The 17,122-nt window shown below is 41.5% G+C and carries 15 protein-coding genes and 1 pseudogene; 7 read left to right on the forward strand and 9 right to left on the reverse strand.

From position 1 onward, the window contains the following. Positions 1-5: 5 nt before the first annotated feature. The 4 genes from gyrB to dnaA form a co-directional block, all read right to left on the reverse strand. Positions 6-2,477 carry a DNA topoisomerase (ATP-hydrolyzing) subunit B gene (gene gyrB, locus B9T23_RS15605; protein ID WP_086194728.1) on the reverse strand — a complete coding sequence of 824 codons (2,472 nt, stop codon included), beginning with the start codon at positions 2,475-2,477 and terminating at the stop codon, positions 6-8. Between the two features lie 54 nt (positions 2,478-2,531). Further along, on the reverse strand, positions 2,532-3,614 hold the full coding sequence (gene recF / locus B9T23_RS15610; RefSeq protein WP_086194729.1) for a DNA replication/repair protein RecF: 1,083 nt from the start codon (positions 3,612-3,614) through the stop codon (positions 2,532-2,534). Between the two features lie 27 nt (positions 3,615-3,641). Continuing rightward, on the reverse strand, positions 3,642-4,787 hold the full coding sequence (gene dnaN, locus B9T23_RS15615) for a DNA polymerase III subunit beta (protein WP_067723863.1): 1,146 nt from the start codon (positions 4,785-4,787) through the stop codon (positions 3,642-3,644). Positions 4,788-4,896: 109 nt separating this feature from the next. Next, positions 4,897-6,276, reverse strand: a complete 1,380-nt coding sequence (dnaA, locus tag B9T23_RS15620) for a chromosomal replication initiator protein DnaA (protein ID WP_067723862.1) — start codon at positions 6,274-6,276, stop codon at positions 4,897-4,899. Positions 6,277-6,934: 658 nt separating this feature from the next. Between dnaA and rpmH the strand changes: the two genes are divergently transcribed. The 5 genes from rpmH (at position 6,935) to mnmE (ending at position 11,033) form a co-directional block, all read left to right on the forward strand. Further along, positions 6,935-7,069, forward strand: a complete 135-nt coding sequence (gene rpmH / locus B9T23_RS15625) for a 50S ribosomal protein L34 (protein WP_000831329.1) — start codon at positions 6,935-6,937, stop codon at positions 7,067-7,069. A gap of 29 nt (positions 7,070-7,098) precedes the next feature. After that, a complete protein-coding gene (gene rnpA, locus B9T23_RS15630) occupies positions 7,099-7,488 on the forward strand; it encodes a ribonuclease P protein component (protein WP_004650901.1) in 390 nt (129 codons plus the stop codon). 9 nt (positions 7,489-7,497) lie between these two features. Next, positions 7,498-7,818 carry a membrane protein insertion efficiency factor YidD gene (gene yidD, locus B9T23_RS15635; protein WP_086194730.1) on the forward strand — a complete coding sequence of 107 codons (321 nt, stop codon included), beginning with the start codon at positions 7,498-7,500 and terminating at the stop codon, positions 7,816-7,818. Positions 7,819-7,823: 5 nt separating this feature from the next. Next, the gene (yidC, locus tag B9T23_RS15640) at positions 7,824-9,578 is read left to right on the forward strand and encodes a membrane protein insertase YidC (protein WP_086194731.1); all 1,755 of its coding nucleotides are present in this window, start codon (positions 7,824-7,826) and stop codon (positions 9,576-9,578) included. Positions 9,579-9,677: 99 nt separating this feature from the next. Continuing rightward, entirely contained in the window at positions 9,678-11,033 is a 1,356-nt protein-coding gene (mnmE, locus tag B9T23_RS15645) for a tRNA uridine-5-carboxymethylaminomethyl(34) synthesis GTPase MnmE (RefSeq protein WP_086194732.1), read from the forward strand. A gap of 41 nt (positions 11,034-11,074) precedes the next feature. Here the strand turns inward: mnmE and B9T23_RS15650 are convergent, their stop codons facing one another. Further along, positions 11,075-12,247, reverse strand: a complete 1,173-nt coding sequence (locus B9T23_RS15650; protein ID WP_228145946.1) for an MFS transporter — start codon at positions 12,245-12,247, stop codon at positions 11,075-11,077. Between the two features lie 117 nt (positions 12,248-12,364). Continuing rightward, on the reverse strand, positions 12,365-12,631 hold the full coding sequence (locus B9T23_RS15655; RefSeq protein ID WP_086194750.1) for a metal/formaldehyde-sensitive transcriptional repressor: 267 nt from the start codon (positions 12,629-12,631) through the stop codon (positions 12,365-12,367). Positions 12,632-12,687: 56 nt separating this feature from the next. On the opposite strand from B9T23_RS15655, the pseudogene dmeF reads away from it, so the two are divergent. Further along, positions 12,688-13,664 (forward strand): annotated as a pseudogene (gene dmeF, locus B9T23_RS15660) (CDF family Co(II)/Ni(II) efflux transporter DmeF). 81 nt (positions 13,665-13,745) lie between these two features. Continuing rightward, a complete protein-coding gene (locus B9T23_RS15665; RefSeq protein ID WP_086194734.1) occupies positions 13,746-14,447 on the forward strand; it encodes a DsbC family protein in 702 nt (233 codons plus the stop codon). An 87-nt stretch (positions 14,448-14,534) separates the two neighbouring features. Here the strand turns inward: B9T23_RS15665 and B9T23_RS15670 are convergent, their stop codons facing one another. From B9T23_RS15670 to guaD, 3 genes are all read right to left on the reverse strand, one after another. Next, on the reverse strand, positions 14,535-14,792 hold the full coding sequence (locus B9T23_RS15670; RefSeq protein WP_067723856.1) for a GlsB/YeaQ/YmgE family stress response membrane protein: 258 nt from the start codon (positions 14,790-14,792) through the stop codon (positions 14,535-14,537). Between the two features lie 178 nt (positions 14,793-14,970). Next, positions 14,971-15,498: a hypoxanthine phosphoribosyltransferase gene (hpt, locus tag B9T23_RS15675; protein ID WP_067723855.1), complete on the reverse strand. Its 528-nt coding sequence runs from the start codon at positions 15,496-15,498 to the stop codon at positions 14,971-14,973. Between the two features lie 222 nt (positions 15,499-15,720). Beyond that, complete coding sequence (gene guaD, locus B9T23_RS15680; RefSeq protein WP_086194735.1) at positions 15,721-17,037, reverse strand: guanine deaminase; 1,317 nt, start codon at positions 17,035-17,037, stop codon at positions 15,721-15,723. Between the last annotated feature and the right edge of the window lie 85 nt (positions 17,038-17,122).

A 17,122-nucleotide genomic window follows, 5' to 3' on the forward strand; every position in this document is an offset into this window, starting at 1 on the left:
ATAGATTAAGCGTCGATATCCGCATTTAAGGCATTCTCTTCAATGAAGGCACGACGTGGTTCTACATCATCACCCATCAAACAAGAGAACATGCGATCTGCTTCAATCGCATCATTAATGGTGACTTGCAACATGTTACGGTTTTCAGGATCCATGGTGGTTTCCCAAAGCTGTTCCGCATTCATCTCACCCAAACCTTTATAGCGCTGGATCATCATGCCGCGACGTGAATCGGCTAAAATATGCTGCCAAACCTGATGGAAAGTGGTGACATTAATTTTGCGATCGCCTTTCTGCAAATACGCACCGTCTTCAAGCAAGCTAAACCAGCTCTTCGAATTTTGCAGTAAACGCTTATATTCACCTGAAGCCAGTAGTCCAGAATCAAGTAAATACGAGTGCGGCAAGTTATGTACATATACGGTCACACGTGGCCAGTAATGTGCAACTTTTTCACCGTTGGCATGTTCTTTTTCAAACACTTCCAAAGTGATTTCAGGACGTAAGCTTGGTTGATATTTTTCAATCGCAGCACGTAACTGTTCAGACCATTGTTTCACATAATTTTCATCATGATTTTGATCAAGTTTGAATGCATCCAGACCCAACAAACCATCAAGCAAACTTGCAGGATAGCGGAGGGTTAAACGGTTCAAACTTTTCTGTGAAACCTGGTAATCTTCAATGACTCCTGCCAGTGCTTGACCTGTAATTGCAGGAGATTCAGCACTGATATGCAGGGATAAATCATCAATCGCATTTGAAATCAGGAAGGTTTCTAAAGCATCATTATCTTTAAGATACTGCTCCTGCTTGCCTTTTTTCAATTTGTACAACGGTGGCTGTGCAATATAGATATAACCACGTTCCACAAGTTCAGGCATTTGACGGAAGAAGAAAGTCAACAGTAGCGTACGAATGTGCGAACCGTCGACGTCAGCATCGGTCATGATGATGATTTTGTGATAGCGTAATTTGTCTGGATTGTATTCTTCACGACCAATACCACAACCGAGTGCAGTAATCAGGGTGCCCACTTCTTGTGAAGAAATCATTTTGTCGAAACGTGCACGTTCCACGTTCAGGATCTTACCTTTCAGTGGCAGAATCGCCTGCATCTTACGGTTACGACCCTGTTTTGCAGAACCGCCCGCAGAGTCACCTTCGACCAAGTACAATTCAGACAATGCTGGATCTTTTTCTTGGCAATCAGCCAATTTACCTGGAAGACCTGCAATATCAAGTGCGCTCTTACGGCGCGTCATTTCACGCGCTTTACGTGCCGCATCACGCGCACGTGCCGCATCAATAATTTTGCCGGCAATTGATTTTGCCGCTTGTGGATTTTCCAGCAAATAGGCAGAAAATTCCTTGTTCATCGCCTGCTCTACAGCAGGTTTAACTTCACTTGAAACCAATTTTTCTTTGGTTTGTGAAGAGAATTTTGGATCTGGCACTTTCACTGAAACAATCGCAGTTAAACCTTCACGTGCATCATCACCAGTAACCGCGACTTTTTCTTTCTTCAGAATATTTTCGCTATCCAGATACTGGTTTAAACCACGGGTTAATGCTGCGCGGAAACCGGCTAAATGCGCACCACCATCTTTTTGTGGAATATTGTTGGTAAAGCAGCGCACGTTTTCTTGATAGGTATCATTCCACTGTAAAGCGACTTCAACAGTAATCCCTGTTTCCGGCACTTGGCTGGTGAAATGGAAAATATCATTTAAATGGGTTTTGCCTTGATTGATATATTTTACGAATTCAGACAAACCGCCTTCATAATCAAACACATGTTCAGCATTAATACGCTCATCACGCAATACAATGCGAACGCCGGCATTCAAGAATGAAAGTTCACGCAAACGACGCGCTAAAATATCAACATTGAAAATGGTTTGGCTAAACGTTTCTGGACTTGGATAGAAACGAACCGTTGTTCCTGTTTCCTCAGTGTCGCCAATGGCACGTAACGGATATACTGGATCGCCGTGACAATACTCTTGCTCGTACACTTTACCTGCACGACGAATATTCAGTAATAATTTACTCGACAATGCATTTACAACAGAAACACCTACCCCGTGCAAACCACCTGATACTTTATAGCTATTATCGTCAAACTTACCGCCGGCATGAAGAATGGTTAAAATTACTTCAGCAGCAGATACGCCTTCTTCTGGGTGAATATCAGTTGGAATACCACGACCGTTATCTGAAACACTTACCGATTCATCTTCATGGATGATGACTAAGATTTCATCACAGTGACCCGCCAAGGCTTCATCAATTGCATTATCGACAACCTCAAACACCATGTGATGCAAACCTGAACCATCGTCAGTATCACCGATATACATACCTGGACGCTTACGAACAGCATCGAGGCCACGTAATACCTTGATACTAGAGGAATCATAAGCCTTTTCATTGGTTGGTTCTGTTTGAGAAGCAGCTTGATCTTCTGAACTCATGGTTTCTCCCTAGTGAAATATAGGTCTATCCAAAGATGGGTAAAATCTAAAAAACTATTGCACGACAACTTGAACTTGACCGTTTTCAACATTGAATAATTGATATGAAATAGACAAATCATGTAAATGTTTTTTTACTGATTCATGCTCTAAAGTGGTAATAAAAACTTGACTACCCAGTTGGCTCAATCGCTCAATTAATCGTCGTTGTGCAGTTAAATCTAATTCTGCTGTCACATCATCTAATAATACCACAGTTTCCTTATTACAGGCATGTAGCATTGCAATCTGTGACAGTTTTAAGGCGACAATCAACAGCTTTTTTTGACCGCGTGAAAGCACCACATCAGCATCACCCAGCGTTGTTTTTAAACGTAAATCTGCACGGTGTGGACCATACTCGGTATAGCGCCTATCGAGGTCTTTTTGATGATGTACAGTTAAGTCATGCAGCAAGCCAAGCTCGGTATGAAAACCGGGAACATATTCCATTTGAATATCGAGATTGGGCAATAACTGTTTTAAATCCTGTTCAAAATAGACTTTCCACTGTTCCACAATTCCACTGCGCTGTGAATGCAGCATTTCGCCATATTCAGCCAGCATTTTATTCCACGGCTCCAAATCATTCAGGCTGAGATTTCGTCTCGATTTCAGCAAACTGTTGCGTTGTTTTAAAGCGCGCGAATAATACTGCCAGGCATGATAAAAATCCGGTTCCACGTGGAACATCAACCAGTCAATCAGTTGGCGGCGAGGTTTGGCCCCATAGTCGATAATATCGGTACTTTGTGGATCAATATGCTGCAAAGGTAATATTTTAGCCAGTTGCCCTTGGGTCGCAATATGATCGCCATTGACTTTAATCAGTTGCTCACCGGACAAAAATTTTTGCATGCCAATTTTTTCGGTCGCAGATTGCGCAAAAACAATCGCGTCACTTGTTTCATTTTGAATATAGTTTTTCGGGATATGGGTGCGGAAAGAACGCCCGGTCGCCAGCAAATGAATCGCCTCTAGAATCGAGGTTTTACCTGAACCATTCTGGCCATAAAAGACATTAAACGGCTGCAACTCTTGGAGTGCAACCGTTTTTAAGTTTCGAACACGTTCTATATTTAAACGCGTGATAAACATAATGTGATCTTGTCAAAAATCTGCAAATTAAACCCGCATCGGCATCACAACATAGGTCTGATCTTGTTGTGCCGGATCGTGTACCAATACAGATTGATTGGCTTCAGTCATGGTCATATAGACATCATCACCATCCAAAGCACCTAATACATCCAATAAATATTGCGCATTAAATGACATTTCCATCGGTGCATCCGCATATTGAATGGCTAGATCTTCAATCGCCTCATCTTGCTCTGGATTATTGGCGCGAAGTTGTAAACAATCAGCACCAAAATTCAGGAACACACCACGTAATTTTTCATTACTCAAAATCGCCACACGTTGCAGAGATTGTTTAAATACATCATGTGCGATCAATACGTTTTTATCGCCACCACGCGGAATTACACGACGGTAATCCGGGAATTTCCCGTCAATCAACTTGGTGGTGAAACGAACCGTAATATCACCCTGCTCTTTGTCGCGGCTTGGTGTGCTAATGGTCACATTTAACAATTCACGACCAATCAGCAAAGATAATTGTTCATCTTCAATACTGAGTAAGCGTTGCAATTCCGCCACTGCTTTGCGTGGCACAATTGCTTGAATAGCTTGAGTTGCAGTTGAAGTTGCTGCTGTTTCACACAATGCTAAACGATGACCATCGGTGGTGACTGCGCGAAGCTGATTTTGATCAATTTCAAGTAATGTACCAGTTAAATAAAAACGGACATCTTGCACTGCCATCGCGAAAGCGGTTTTTTCAAACAGGCGTTTTAACTCGCGCTGAGTCACAGTCACCTGGGTACCTTGAGCATTTTCAGTGCTCAATAACGGATAGTCTTCCGCAGGCAAAGTTCCCAACACAAAACGGCTATTACCCGATTTTAAAATGCAGCGATCTTCAGTAATTTGCAGGTCAATCAATGCCGCAGTCGGTAAAGATTTACAGATGTCCATCAGCTTACGTGCAGGAACAGTGGTCTCGCCCACTTGCAAGCATGCACCTTCAGCCAGCGTAGTACTGGCAACCAGTTCCACTTCCAAATCGGAACCGGTAATAGTTAACGACTCGTTACTGACCTGGATCTTTACATTAGAAAGAATGTTTAAAGTATGGCGACGTTCAACCGCTCCTACGACATGTGACAGAACATTAAGTAAGCTTTCTTTCGCGATTTTCAAACGCACGATACATTCCTCTAACTACTGAAGATAAATAATAAATAAATGTGTTTTTAGCAGTGTACTATGCGGCAGAATATGCCGCATTGCAAGAATAGAATTTGATCAAATTCGATCAACTTTGCAACAAACGTTGCAAGTTTTTATAGTCTTCATTGAAGATCGGATCTTCTTTACGAAGGCTTAATACTTTCTCACAGGCATGCATCACGGTACTGTGATCACGACCACCGAAGGCCATGCCAATTTCGGGAAAACTATCGCCGGTCAATTCACGCGCAAGCCCCATTGCCAACTGCCGTGGACGGGCATAAATACGGGTACGTTTCGGACCAACAATTTCTTTTAGCGGAATACGGAAATATTCACTTACCACGCGCTGGATATTTTCAGTACTGATGGTTCTGGCACGAATCGCCAACACATCTTTTAACGATTCACGCACCACATCCAGATCAATTGGGGTGCCTTTAAAACGTGAAATAGCCACGACTTTATTCAACGCACCTTCAAGCTCACGAACATTGGCCACGACTTGTTGTGCCACAAACAAAGCACAATTACGCGGCAACTCAACCCCGATGTTTTCAGCTTTTTTCAACAAAATTTCAATACGGGTTTCAATATCTGGTGGTTCCACACCCACCGACAAGCCCCAAGAAAAACGCGAAACCAAACGTGCATCCAGTTCAGTCAATTCTTTAGGATAACGATCTGAAGTCAAAATGATTTGTTTCGACTCATCCAACAAGGCATTAAACGTATAGAAAAACTCCACCAAACTGGCTTCTTTGCCGGCCAGCAAATGAATATCATCGACTAGCAACAAATCCAACGAGCGGCAATTTTTCTTAAATTCTTCCACTTTGCCTTGTTGTAATGAGCTGACAAAATCCTGGACAAAACTTTCGGCAGTCATATACATCACGCGCGCATTAGGTTTGGCTTGTAATAAAGCATTCCCCACCGCTTGCATTAAATGGGTTTTACCTAAACCTGTCGGACCATACAAAAATAAAGGGTTATGTTGAGAAGCACCCAATTGGGTTAAAACTTTACGACAAGTTTCCGCCGCCATCTGGTTCGAGCGACCTTCCACAAATAACGAAAAGGTAAATAATGGGTTTAATAAACGCTTACGGCTATTTTTAACGCCTGATTCTTCTTTTTCTTTTCGCGGTCTGGCCATCGGCGTGGCAACCGATTGCAAAGCAGCAGTCGTCGTTGCCGGTTGTTCATGGGCGGATAAAATTGCACCTGGACGGGAATCCACCAAAATTTCAACTTTGCGCACCCGGCCTTCAGACATTTGCTCTGCCAAAATCGTGATCAGCTCAAGATGATGTTCCTGAATATAACGGGTCCAATACGGATTGGGTGCATAAAGTTTTAAGGTGTCGTTAAGCTCTTCAGCCACCAAAGGGCGAATCCACATTGTAAAGACATTACCCGAAAGCTCTTGTCGCAAACGAGTTAAACAGTCAGTCCAAAGCATGTGAAACCCCTATTTATTCCATTAGTTATAAAAAATCATTTGAGCCCGACCAAGCGGGTCGCCATTCTATCGAAGTTATCCACATCTGTCATGGCAAAATTAAAGAAATATCACTCAAAAAAGTAAATTCCAGTTTAAATTTAAATTTAAATCATGGTGTGGATAAGATTATCCGCAAGCTGTGGATAAAATATACCACAAAGTTATCCCCAATTTAACAAGGTTATAAAAACATGGATATCCACAACCTAACTTTATGTTTATGAAGATTAAAAATAGCTTTTCCACAGAAAAACAGCTCCCTAATAGTAATAAATTTAAATTTATAAATTTGAATTTAATTATAAGAACGGTTGTTGATGGGGATAACTCTGAATATTTTTAAATTTAAATTCAAAAGTGAAGAAAACAATCTTACCAATACTAAGTTGTGGATAATGTTGTGAATATTTCTGTTTATAACTTATGTTGCATTATTAATCAATAACTTATGTTGTGTGTAAAATTAAAACAATTTTTAATGTGATAAAAAATCTCATATTTTTCATTTTTTTAAAAAATACCTTATTTTGAAAGAAAGTTTGTTTTTGATTGACAGCTCACTGAATGAACACTAAAATCGCGAACCTTCATAGAAGATCATTTTTGGAGTTTCAATATGAAACGTACATTTCAACCATCAGAATTAAAGCGTAAGCGTGTTCATGGTTTCCGTGCTCGTATGGCTACTAAAGCTGGTCGTCAAGTATTAGCTCGCCGTCGTGCAAAAGGTCGTCATAGCTTAACTGTTTAATTAGTTAAGTTATTACGATTTTGGGTGTCATGACACTTTATGGCTTCAGCACAGACGTACGCATACGCTGTGCTGCCGATTATAAAAGTGTGTTTGATGGTGCGCTTTTTAAAGTGCATCAACCCCACTTCTTATTTTTGGCAAAAAATTCCGAACAGCCTTCCAGCCGTTTGGGTATTGTTGTTGCCAAGAAAAAAGTGCGTCGCGCACATGAAAGAAATAGAGTAAAACGTCTTGCTCGCGAAAGTTTTCGCCTTCATCAACAGCAATTAGATTTATTAGATATTGTGGTCATGCCTAAAGTCGGCATTGAAGCAATCCCTAATGCAGAATTGCAACAGCAATTACAATTTGCTTGGCAGAAATTGCAACGCCTTGCCAATAAGCATAAAAAGATAGCTCCCTCCCCACAAAAGTAGAGAAGGCCAATGGTACGTTTACTGCATTGGTTGATTCGATTCTATCAGATCGCGATTAGTCCTTTATTGGGACCCCGTTGTCGTTATATTCCAACATGTTCTCAATATTCTTTAGAAGCAGTCCATTCTCATGGTGCTGTGCGTGGTGCGTGGTTAGCTAGCAAACGTATTTGCCGTTGTCATCCTTGGGGTGGTTCGGGTTATGACCCTGTTCCTCCAAAAGCAATTCGTTTTATTTCATTTCAGCAAATGGATTCTCAAACGCTTCACGTTGCTGTACCCTTTCGTGATCGTTTATTGAACCGAAATCACTCTAACTACTTGGGATAATAGATATGCAACAATGGGCCAGGTTTGCAATTCTAGGGGCTATGTTTGTCGTCGCATATTTGCTTATTTTGGCTTGGCAAAAAGATTATGGTCATGCAGAGACTAAACCGCAGCAAGAAGCTGCCGTGGTTTCACATGAAGTATCTGCAGATTTGCCAAATGCTCAAACAGCTCCAGCAGCGTCTGACGTGCCTCAAGCAAATATTGCCACTCAGCAAACTACAACAGATGCCACTGCACCTGTAAGTCAACAGCTTATTTCAGTACAAACTGACCTTTATCATCTTTGGATTAATCCTAAAGGTGGTGACATTGTTCGTATTGAATTATTGAACCACGATAAAAATAAAGACAGTGATGAACCGTTTGTCATGCTGGAAAGCGATGCAAAACGTACTTACGTTGCTCAGTCTGGCTTGATTGGTTTAAATGGACCTGACAGCAACCGTAATGGTCGTCCGGTTTATGAAGTTGAAAAAGCAGCTTATAGTTTGGCTGATGCAAAAGCTGAAAAAACCAAAGATGGTAAAGCGGTTAAAGTTTTATCTGTACCGATGGTTTATAAAACGGCTGATGGTGTAGAGATCATTAAAACATTTACCTTTAAGCAAGGTGAATACCCGATTATTGTCAACCACAAAGTTGTGAACCGTAGTGCTCAGAACTGGCAAGGTCAAATGTTTGGTCAAATCAAACGTGATAATTCGGACGATCCAGGTAAATCAGACCAAGGCATTTTCACACTAGGCACATTCCTAGGTGGTGCGTGGGGTACACCTGAAGAACACTACAACAAGCTTAAATTTGACAACTTCAATGATGAAAAATTGAATGTTGAAGCAAAAGGTGGCTGGGTTGGTGTTGTTCAACACTATTTCGTAAGTGCTTGGATTCCAGGTGATCTTAAACTGACTCAAGCCAATGGTCAGCCGTATAGTGCGAAATTGGAATCGCGTCAATCCACTGATAATATGAATATTATTGGTTTCACTTCACCGATGATCAATGTACCTGCAGGTACTGCGGCTGAATTGGATGCGACGTTCTATTCAGGTCCTAAAATTCAGTCTGAACTGAAAGATTTGGCGATCGGTTTAAACCAAACTGTGGATTATGGTTGGTTGTGGCCAATTGCGAAGTTATTGTTCCTGGGTCTTCAATTCTTCCATAACATTGTCGGCAACTGGGGCTGGTCAATTATCCTGTTGACTGTGTTGGTGAAACTGATTCTTTGGCCATTATCTGCTAAGAGCTATCGCTCTATGGCGAAAATGCGTGTGATTGCACCTGAAATGCAACGCATGAAAGAAGAGTTCGGTGAAGACCGCATGCGTTTCTCGCAAGAAATGATGGCGCTGTATAAACGTGAACAAGTCAACCCATTATCAGGTTGCTTGCCACTGCTTTTACAAATGCCGATTTTCTTGGCCTTGTACTGGGTATTGATGGAGTCGGTAGAACTTCGTCACGCACCGTGGTTAGGCTGGATTCAAGATTTATCTGCAATGGATCCATGGTTTATCCTGCCGTTATTGATGGGTTTGACCATGTTTATTCAGCAGTCATTAAATCCGCAACCGGCTGATCCGATGCAGGCGAAAGTCTTCAAAATCATGCCAATTATCTTCACCGTATTTATGTTGTTCTTCCCTGCGGGCTTGGTAATGTACTGGATTGTCAACAACAGTATTACTATCTTGCAGCAAAGTTTGATCAACAAAGGTGTTGCGAAAGAACGCGAAAAACGCGACGTTGTTTAAGTAACGACTGATTGCGAATAGCTGAATAAATCCGCTTAAGATGGTAATCTTAGGCGGATTTTTCTTTGGCTGTAATTTAGGACTTTTTAGGTGAATTTTATGCAAAACCGAACAACGATTGCTGCAATTGCAACTCCGCCTGGACGTGGTGGTGTGGGGGTGATTCGTCTGTCTGGTCCAAAATCCTATGCCATTGCAGAAGCATTAACTCAAAAGGCTTTACCAAAAGCACGCTTTGCCGGTTTCCGTCAGTTCTATGATGCTGCGGGCGAAGTCATGGATGAAGGTTTAGCCATCTGCTTCCCCAATCCAAACTCGTTTACCGGTGAAGATGTAGTTGAGTTGCAAGGTCATGGTGGACCTGTGATTCAAAATGCTTTGCTGGGGCGTTTGCTTGAATTGGGTGCGATTTCGGCCAAAGCCGGTGAATTTTCGATGCGTGCCTTTGAAAATGGCAAGCTGGATTTGGTTCAGGCCGAAGCGATTGCCGATTTGATCGATGCCACTTCACAAGCCGCTGCACGTTCTGCGGTACGTTCTTTACAAGGGGCGTTTTCGACCCGAGTAAATACCGTATTAGAGAAATTGATTCATCTACGTTTACATGTGGAAGCTGCCATTGATTTCCCTGAAGAAGAAATAGACTTTTTGGCCGATGGTAAAATTTTAGCTTTGCTTGAAGATGTGCAAAGTTCAGTGACGGCAGTACAAAAGTCGGCACGTCAAGGTCAGTTATTGCGTGAAGGCTTACAGGTGGTGATCGCCGGTAAACCGAACGCAGGTAAATCTTCCTTGTTGAATACTTTGGCCGGAAATGAACGTGCTATTGTGACCGATATTGCTGGTACCACCCGTGATGTCTTGCATGAAAAAATCACCTTAAATGGCTTGCCGATCACTCTGACCGATACTGCAGGTCTGCGTGAAACTGGGGATATTGTCGAGAAAGAAGGCATTCGCCGCGCGATTAAAGAAATTGAACAAGCCGATTTGTTACTGTTGGTGTATGACTTAAGCCAAGGTGAAGATCCACTGCAACTGGCACAAAACTATTTTGCCGAGCATCTGGAGCCACGCCGTCTAATGTTAATCGCCAACAAGTGCGATTTAACCGGTGCAGTTGCTGAAATTGGCGATTATCAGGGATTTCGTCATATTACCGTCTCAGCCAAGCAGGAAACTGGTGTTCAGTCGCTTATAGATGCGATTACAGCGCATGCAGGCTTCCAGCCAGAAGAAGATACCTTTATTGCACGTACACGCCATTTAGACGCAATGAAACGTACTCAAGTGTATCTTGCAGAAGCACATGAGCAGTTGGTGGTGTATCAAGCGGGTGAATTGGTGGCAGAGTCTCTTCGTCTGGCGCAAAATGCCTTGTCCGAAATTACTGGGGAATTTAGTGCAGATGATTTGTTAGGGAAAATTTTTGGATCATTCTGTATTGGAAAATAATCCAGTCGATTTTAAAAACCGCCTTTATAAAGGCGGTTTTTTTATGATGTAATTTTCTTATGCCAAAATATCAGCGAAAGACAGAGTAAACCAACGCCTACGCAAAATCCTAAAACCCCAATGGTTAAACCAAAATGATCAGCTAAATAACCCACCGCAATAATCGGTACAATCGTGCCTAAATAACCAATAAATAAATAGGTCGACATCACAGCTGCACGGTTATCCGTGGTCGTCATCTGGTGAATTAAACCGAATGCACCCAATAAGCCCAGTCCATGTCCTACACCGACCATAATGTCGCTGATAAAGAACAAAATACTCCACTGCATACTCATGCATAAGCCTAGTAAAACAAAGCTTACAACTAAAGTTATCAGCCCTAAACTCAGGCTTTTTGCTGCAGGAAGATGTTTAGCGGAAAATTGTACGACAGCAGAAACCAGTAAAATACTGGCAATCGCTGAACCACTGACCAATGGTCCATGCCAGGGAATCAGGTTTTTTACGAAGGATGGCGACAGAGAGGCAAATAAACTAAACGCCCCAAAAGCGCTGAATGCAGTTAAACCGGCAATAAAAAATAAGGCTTGATGCTGGGCTGCAGGTATTTCTAAACGTGGTGCAATTGAAAAAGGCTGGGCTTTAAATCGTGGGACTTTAACCAGAAATAAACCAAAAAAGCATAAAATCGCGGCTGCAATAATGGGTAAATAAGGGGTAATTAACGGTTGGGTAGAGAACTGAGCAATCAGCCCGCCAATAAAGGGTCCCAAGCCAAAACCAATCACGGTAATGATGGAACTTAATTGCGGTGCATTTTGTTTATGACTATCTGGAATGGTGGTGATTAATCCAAGCATCGCAGAGGTACTGATCAGCCCTGATGCAATCCCAATAATAAAGCGACCCAAAGCCAACCAAAGTGCATTCGATGCAATGGATGAGAGCGCTAAGCCCAAGATGACAAATACGATACCGATTTGTAAGGTACGTAGGAATCCAAAACTGTTGCTGGTTCGACCTAAAAATAGCAAGGTCGCCAGACAGCCAAACATATAGGCCACAAAGATATAGGTAATATGGCTAGGCAGTAAATGCCACAGTTCTTGATAGATCGGATATAAAGGGCTCGCGAGTGCGGTTCCAATGGTTCCAATACAAAGTGCCAGACTGACCATTAAAAATGGTCGCCATGATTGTTGAGTCGTCATGTAGAGTCACAGAAACACCCGCCATAGGTTTGAAAATAGCGGATATTTGGAGAGGAAAGAAGAGCTATAGATTAATTCTTATCCGCCTAGGGCGTCAATTTATAAGATGTAAACCATTTAACTATAACGCTTTAATAATTTTAAAAATTCAGCAAGTTCCTGTTCATTAATTTCAGTTTCTTCACTAATCACGTGATGACGTAAATGTGATTCGATCAATTCACTCATTAGGCCATTCACGGCGCCTTTAATGGCAGCAACTTGCTGTAATACCGTAATACATGAATGCTCAGGGCTGTTTAAGGCTTGCTCTACGGCGTTAATTTGTCCTTGTAAGCGTTTGACTCGATTATGAATTTTCTTATCTTGATGTAAATGACCCAACACAATTCTCCAAAAAATAAATATACTATGGGGGAGTATATTTAAGCGCTAAAATTATGCAAAAAGCCCCATTGACCAGAACACACGCTCATCAGTTTGATGAAGGTAATCCCCTCGCCCAAAAACGTATTCTATTGGCGACTATTCTAACGGCAGTGATGATGCTATTAGAAGTGATTGGAGGCTGGATTTACAACTCTATGGCGTTGCTTGCCGATGGTTGGCATATGAGTTCACATATGTTGGCCTTGGGACTGGCTTATTTTGCCTATCGTTCTGCACGTCATTATGAACATGATGCCAGATTTAGTTTTGGCACCTGGAAAATTGAAATTTTAGCCGGATATAGCAGCGCGATCTTATTGATGGTGGTGGCGATATTTATGGCATTCCAGTCGATAGAACGACTCTTAAATCCCATAGATATCCATTATAACCAGGCCATTCCCATTGCAATTCTGGGTTTGGTGATTAATCTAATCTGTGCTTGGTTACTGCATGATGATGATCACCATCACCATCACCACGAACATGAAAATGAGCACGCTCATACACATCACGACCTAAACCAGAAAGCTGCATTTATGCATGTAGTGGCAGATGCAGTGACTTCAGTGTTTGCGATTATTGCGCTGTTTGCTGCAAAGTATTTAGATTGGGGTTTTCTGGATGCAGTACTCGGGATTGCAGGTTCGATTTTGGTGGCAAAATGGGCCATTGGCCTGATTAAAGAAACAGGAAAAACTTTACTCGATGCGGAAATGGATCATCCGGTAGTGGAAGAAATCCGGGAAGTGATTGCTGAATTTTCAGTGGTTGAAATTACCGACCTGCATGTTTGGAAAGTCGGTAAAGGAAAATTTTCCTGTATTTTAGCTTTAGCAACCGATTCCAATTTGAACGCAGACCAAGTCCGTAAAGCACTGTCTATTCATGACGAAATTGTGCATATTTCGGTAGAAATAAATCCGCTATAAATCATGTCAATGTTCCACGTGAAACCTTGATGATGAAATATGTGTGCTTTCAGTAAGGACTGCTAAAATTAACTGAATCTGTCGTTAAATTTTAAGTAGAATCGCGTTGAACAATTGGAATCTATGAGCAAAAAAACATGATAAAAAAAACATTGGCATTCGCCTTGGTCAGTTTTATTTCAAGCTTAAGTTTGGCGAATGTTGATACGGTCAAAAGCAACCTCACCAAACAACACCCAAAATTGAACATTGAAAATATTCAAGCCACCGATATGAAAGGCATTTATAGCGGTTCAATGGATGGTCAAGTGGTGTATGTAGGTGAAGATGCGCAACATATTCTGGTGGGTTCAATGTACCGTTTAAGTGATCAGAAAAATTTGACCAAAGATTTAGTGCTTAAACAAAACAGCATTGATTGGAAAAAATTGCCTTTACAGGATGCAGTGAAAAGTGTGCGAGGTAATGGGAAACGCCAGATCGCGATTTTTTCTGACCCAAATTGCCCGTATTGCAAACAACTTGAGACTGAATTAAACAAATTGAATGATGTCACGATTTATACTTTTATTTATCCAATCAAAAACCAGTCAATTGCTGTTTCAAAGCAAGTTTTTTGTGAAAAAGATTCTGCCTTGGCTTGGTCAAATTTGATCAGTAAAGGGATTCAGCCAAGTTCTAAAAAGACCTGTGCCAATCCGGTTGAGCGTAATTTGAGTTTAGGAAAATCATTGGGTTTAAATGGAACACCAGCCATTATTTTTTCCAATGGTTTTAAGGTGATGGGTTCCCACCCTGCTCAAGAAATAGAAAAAATGTGGAAAGAGCTGGGTCTATAACAGGTTTATTTCCTGATGAATTAAGCCATAAAAAAGCACCTTAATAGGTGCTTTTTTATTGGAGTAACTGAGCATTTGAAGACGGATTTAAACCCCTGATTTTTTTGCAATCAGATTATAAAGGAATAGGATAATGATGGCGCCGATCACCGAAGCAATAAAGCCTGCGGCAGAGTTTTCACCATAGAGGCCGAGTAAACGTCCACCGTAAGTTGCCAATAAAGAACCTGCGATACCCAACAAAGTCGTAACAATAAATCCTGATTTATCATTTCCAGGATGAATTGCGCGTGCAATTAAACCCGCAATAAAACCGACCACGATCGCAACTATAAGTGACCACATATATCTTCTCCATTTATCGTTTGTTTATAGACTTTCATTACGCTTTCATTTTTATAATTAATCATTTATAGAAAATGAAACAGGCGAATCCTGCTAAAAACTGTTGTGTTTTTGTTCTTGTTGAAATGTGAATGATAAAAAAAAGTGGCCTTCGGCCACTTTAAGTATCTGGTGGGTCTTATAGACCAATTTCGCCAATAAATGGAATGTGGCGATATTTTTGGTCGAAGTCCAAGCCATAACCGACAATAAACTTATCTTCCACTTCAAAGCCTAAAAACTTCACTTCAAGTTCAATTTCACGGCGTGAAGGTTTGCTAATTAAAGTACACAGTTCAATTGAATTAGGATTACGCGTCGTTAAAATTTCCAGAACTTTGCTGAGGGTATTCCCTGAGTCAATAATATCTTCGATAATAAGAACATCTTTACCGCGAATTTCGCCGTCCAGGTCTTTTAAGATTTTGACATCACGTGTTGAAACCGTACCGCCACCGTAACTTGATACCGTCATAAAGTCGAGTTCATGCGGTTTGGTAATTGCACGACATAAATCAGCCATAAAAATGACTGAACCACGCAGTAAACCAATCAGAACAAGTTCTTTGTCACTATTGGCATAGTGAGCATCAATTTTTGCACCAAGCTCTTTGACTTTCGCGTGAATTTCTTCAGCTGAGATCATTACGCTCATATGAACGGTCATGGGTAGATACCTAAAAGCAAATCAAAAAATAAAAAAGGTGTTGACCAGCAACACCTCAAAAGACGTTTTAATTTTAATACATCTGCTCAAGAGATGCATCTTTTTTGCGGCTGAAAATGTAATCAGGCCTTGGTTTGTGGGGTATCACGCTTAAGCAACACAGCACAAGCCACACCTATTGCAACCAACAACAACATCTTTTTATAGGATCTTTTTGTCGTCTTATTCTTTGACATACGCCGGTTCTCCATAAATATAAGTCGCCTGGATATTACGATCATCGCCCATGATCATCAGTGCAAATAATGCATCTTCAATGCCTTTGGCGCGTTCTTGACGCAGTGCCTGTAGTGCGGTGGCCTTTAAATCGAGCACAATAAAATCGGCTTCTTTACCCAGGTTAAAGTTACCCAGTTTATCGTCCAGATCTAAAGCCTTGGCTCCGCCCAATGTGGCGTGATACAAGGATTCAAATGCAGAGAGTTTATCACCCTGAAGCTGTTGCACTTTGTAGGCTTCATTTAGAGTTTGCAGCTGGTTAAATGAAGTACCGGCACCAATGTCTGTACCCAAGCCAACTTTAACCTGCTTTTCCCAGGTTTTTTTCAAAGGAAATAAACCACTGCCCAAGAACAGATTTGAGGTTGGGCAAAAGGCAATCGCTGAGTTGGTCTGATGCATACAGTCCCATTCAGCATCTTCTAAATGCACGCAATGGGCAAATACCGAACGCTGCCCGGTTAAGCCATAATGATGATAAACATCCAGATAGCCTTTTTGTTCTGGAAATAAATCTTTTACCCAGGCAATTTCATTCTTGTTTTCACTTAAATGGGTGTGTACATACACTTCAGGATATTCAGCTTTTAACTGTCCTGCTTTTGCAAGTTGTTCTGGTGTAGATGTGGGGGCGAAACGCGGAGTAATCGCATAGAGGTTACGACCTTTGCCATGCCATTTTTCAATTAGTGCTTTAGAGTCGTGATAAGAACTTTCTGCTGTATCACACAGGTCTGCAGGGGCATGACGGTCCATCATCACCTTGCCGGCAATTAAACGCATTTGATGCTGTTCAGCCGCTTCAAATAAGGCATTGACTGATTCAGCATGTACACTACAAAAAACCAAGGCAGTTGTCGTACCATTTTTCAATAATTCCTGAACAAAAAATTGCGCAATTTTGTCGGCATAGGCTTTGTCCTTAAACTGCAATTCTGTAGGAAAGGTATAGGTGTCGAGCCATTCTAGTAGTTGTTCCCCATAAGCACCAACCATCTCGGTTTGTGGGAAATGGATATGGGTATCGATGAATCCCGGCACAATCAGTTGCTCAGGATAATGTTCCAGCGGCATATCTTGATTCAGCAAATTTTGCCCATCTTGCCATGTCCCAAACCATGTAATTTTCCCAGCGTGAGTGATGAGCAAGCCATCTTCAATATAACGAATGGCTTGAGCAATATCGGAGGCTTGGGAAACAGTGTGTTGAATATCAAGAAAGCGACCACGAACGGCGCGTTGAGCCTGAATAGGAGACATGCAATAACCTTTTAATTTCTCATTTTTTCAATTGATTGTACCTGAAATATTTTGCTTAAACCCTATCGCATCAGTTTTAAGTCCT

Origin of the sequence: Acinetobacter terrae, from assembly GCF_002135195.1 — a bacterium.
Classification (GTDB): domain Bacteria; phylum Pseudomonadota; class Gammaproteobacteria; order Pseudomonadales; family Moraxellaceae; genus Acinetobacter; species Acinetobacter terrae.

What these genes read in the sequence shown, in the direction of transcription:
- B9T23_RS15670 (WP_067723856.1), bottom strand. Translation starts at nt 14,792, where the DNA reads ATGTGGTCACTTATAGTTGCGATCGTGGTCGGTTTTATTGCGGGTTTA.
- gyrB (WP_086194728.1), bottom strand. Translation starts at nt 2,477, where the DNA reads ATGAGTTCAGAAGATCAAGCTGCTTCTCAAACAGAACCAACCAATGAA.
- guaD (WP_086194735.1), bottom strand. Translation starts at nt 17,037, where the DNA reads ATGTCTCCTATTCAGGCTCAACGCGCCGTTCGTGGTCGCTTTCTTGAT.
- B9T23_RS15650 (WP_228145946.1), bottom strand. Translation starts at nt 12,247, where the DNA reads ATGACGACTCAACAATCATGGCGACCATTTTTAATGGTCAGTCTGGCA.
- rnpA (WP_004650901.1), top strand. Translation starts at nt 7,099, where the DNA reads ATGACACTTTATGGCTTCAGCACAGACGTACGCATACGCTGTGCTGCC.
- mnmE (WP_086194732.1), top strand. Translation starts at nt 9,678, where the DNA reads ATGCAAAACCGAACAACGATTGCTGCAATTGCAACTCCGCCTGGACGT.
- hpt (WP_067723855.1), bottom strand. Translation starts at nt 15,498, where the DNA reads ATGACCGTTCATATGAGCGTAATGATCTCAGCTGAAGAAATTCACGCG.
- yidD (WP_086194730.1), top strand. Translation starts at nt 7,498, where the DNA reads ATGGTACGTTTACTGCATTGGTTGATTCGATTCTATCAGATCGCGATT.
- yidC (WP_086194731.1), top strand. Translation starts at nt 7,824, where the DNA reads ATGCAACAATGGGCCAGGTTTGCAATTCTAGGGGCTATGTTTGTCGTC.
- dnaA (WP_067723862.1), bottom strand. Translation starts at nt 6,276, where the DNA reads ATGCTTTGGACTGACTGTTTAACTCGTTTGCGACAAGAGCTTTCGGGT.
- rpmH (WP_000831329.1), top strand. Translation starts at nt 6,935, where the DNA reads ATGAAACGTACATTTCAACCATCAGAATTAAAGCGTAAGCGTGTTCAT.
- recF (WP_086194729.1), bottom strand. Translation starts at nt 3,614, where the DNA reads ATGTTTATCACGCGTTTAAATATAGAACGTGTTCGAAACTTAAAAACG.
- B9T23_RS15665 (WP_086194734.1), top strand. Translation starts at nt 13,746, where the DNA reads ATGATAAAAAAAACATTGGCATTCGCCTTGGTCAGTTTTATTTCAAGC.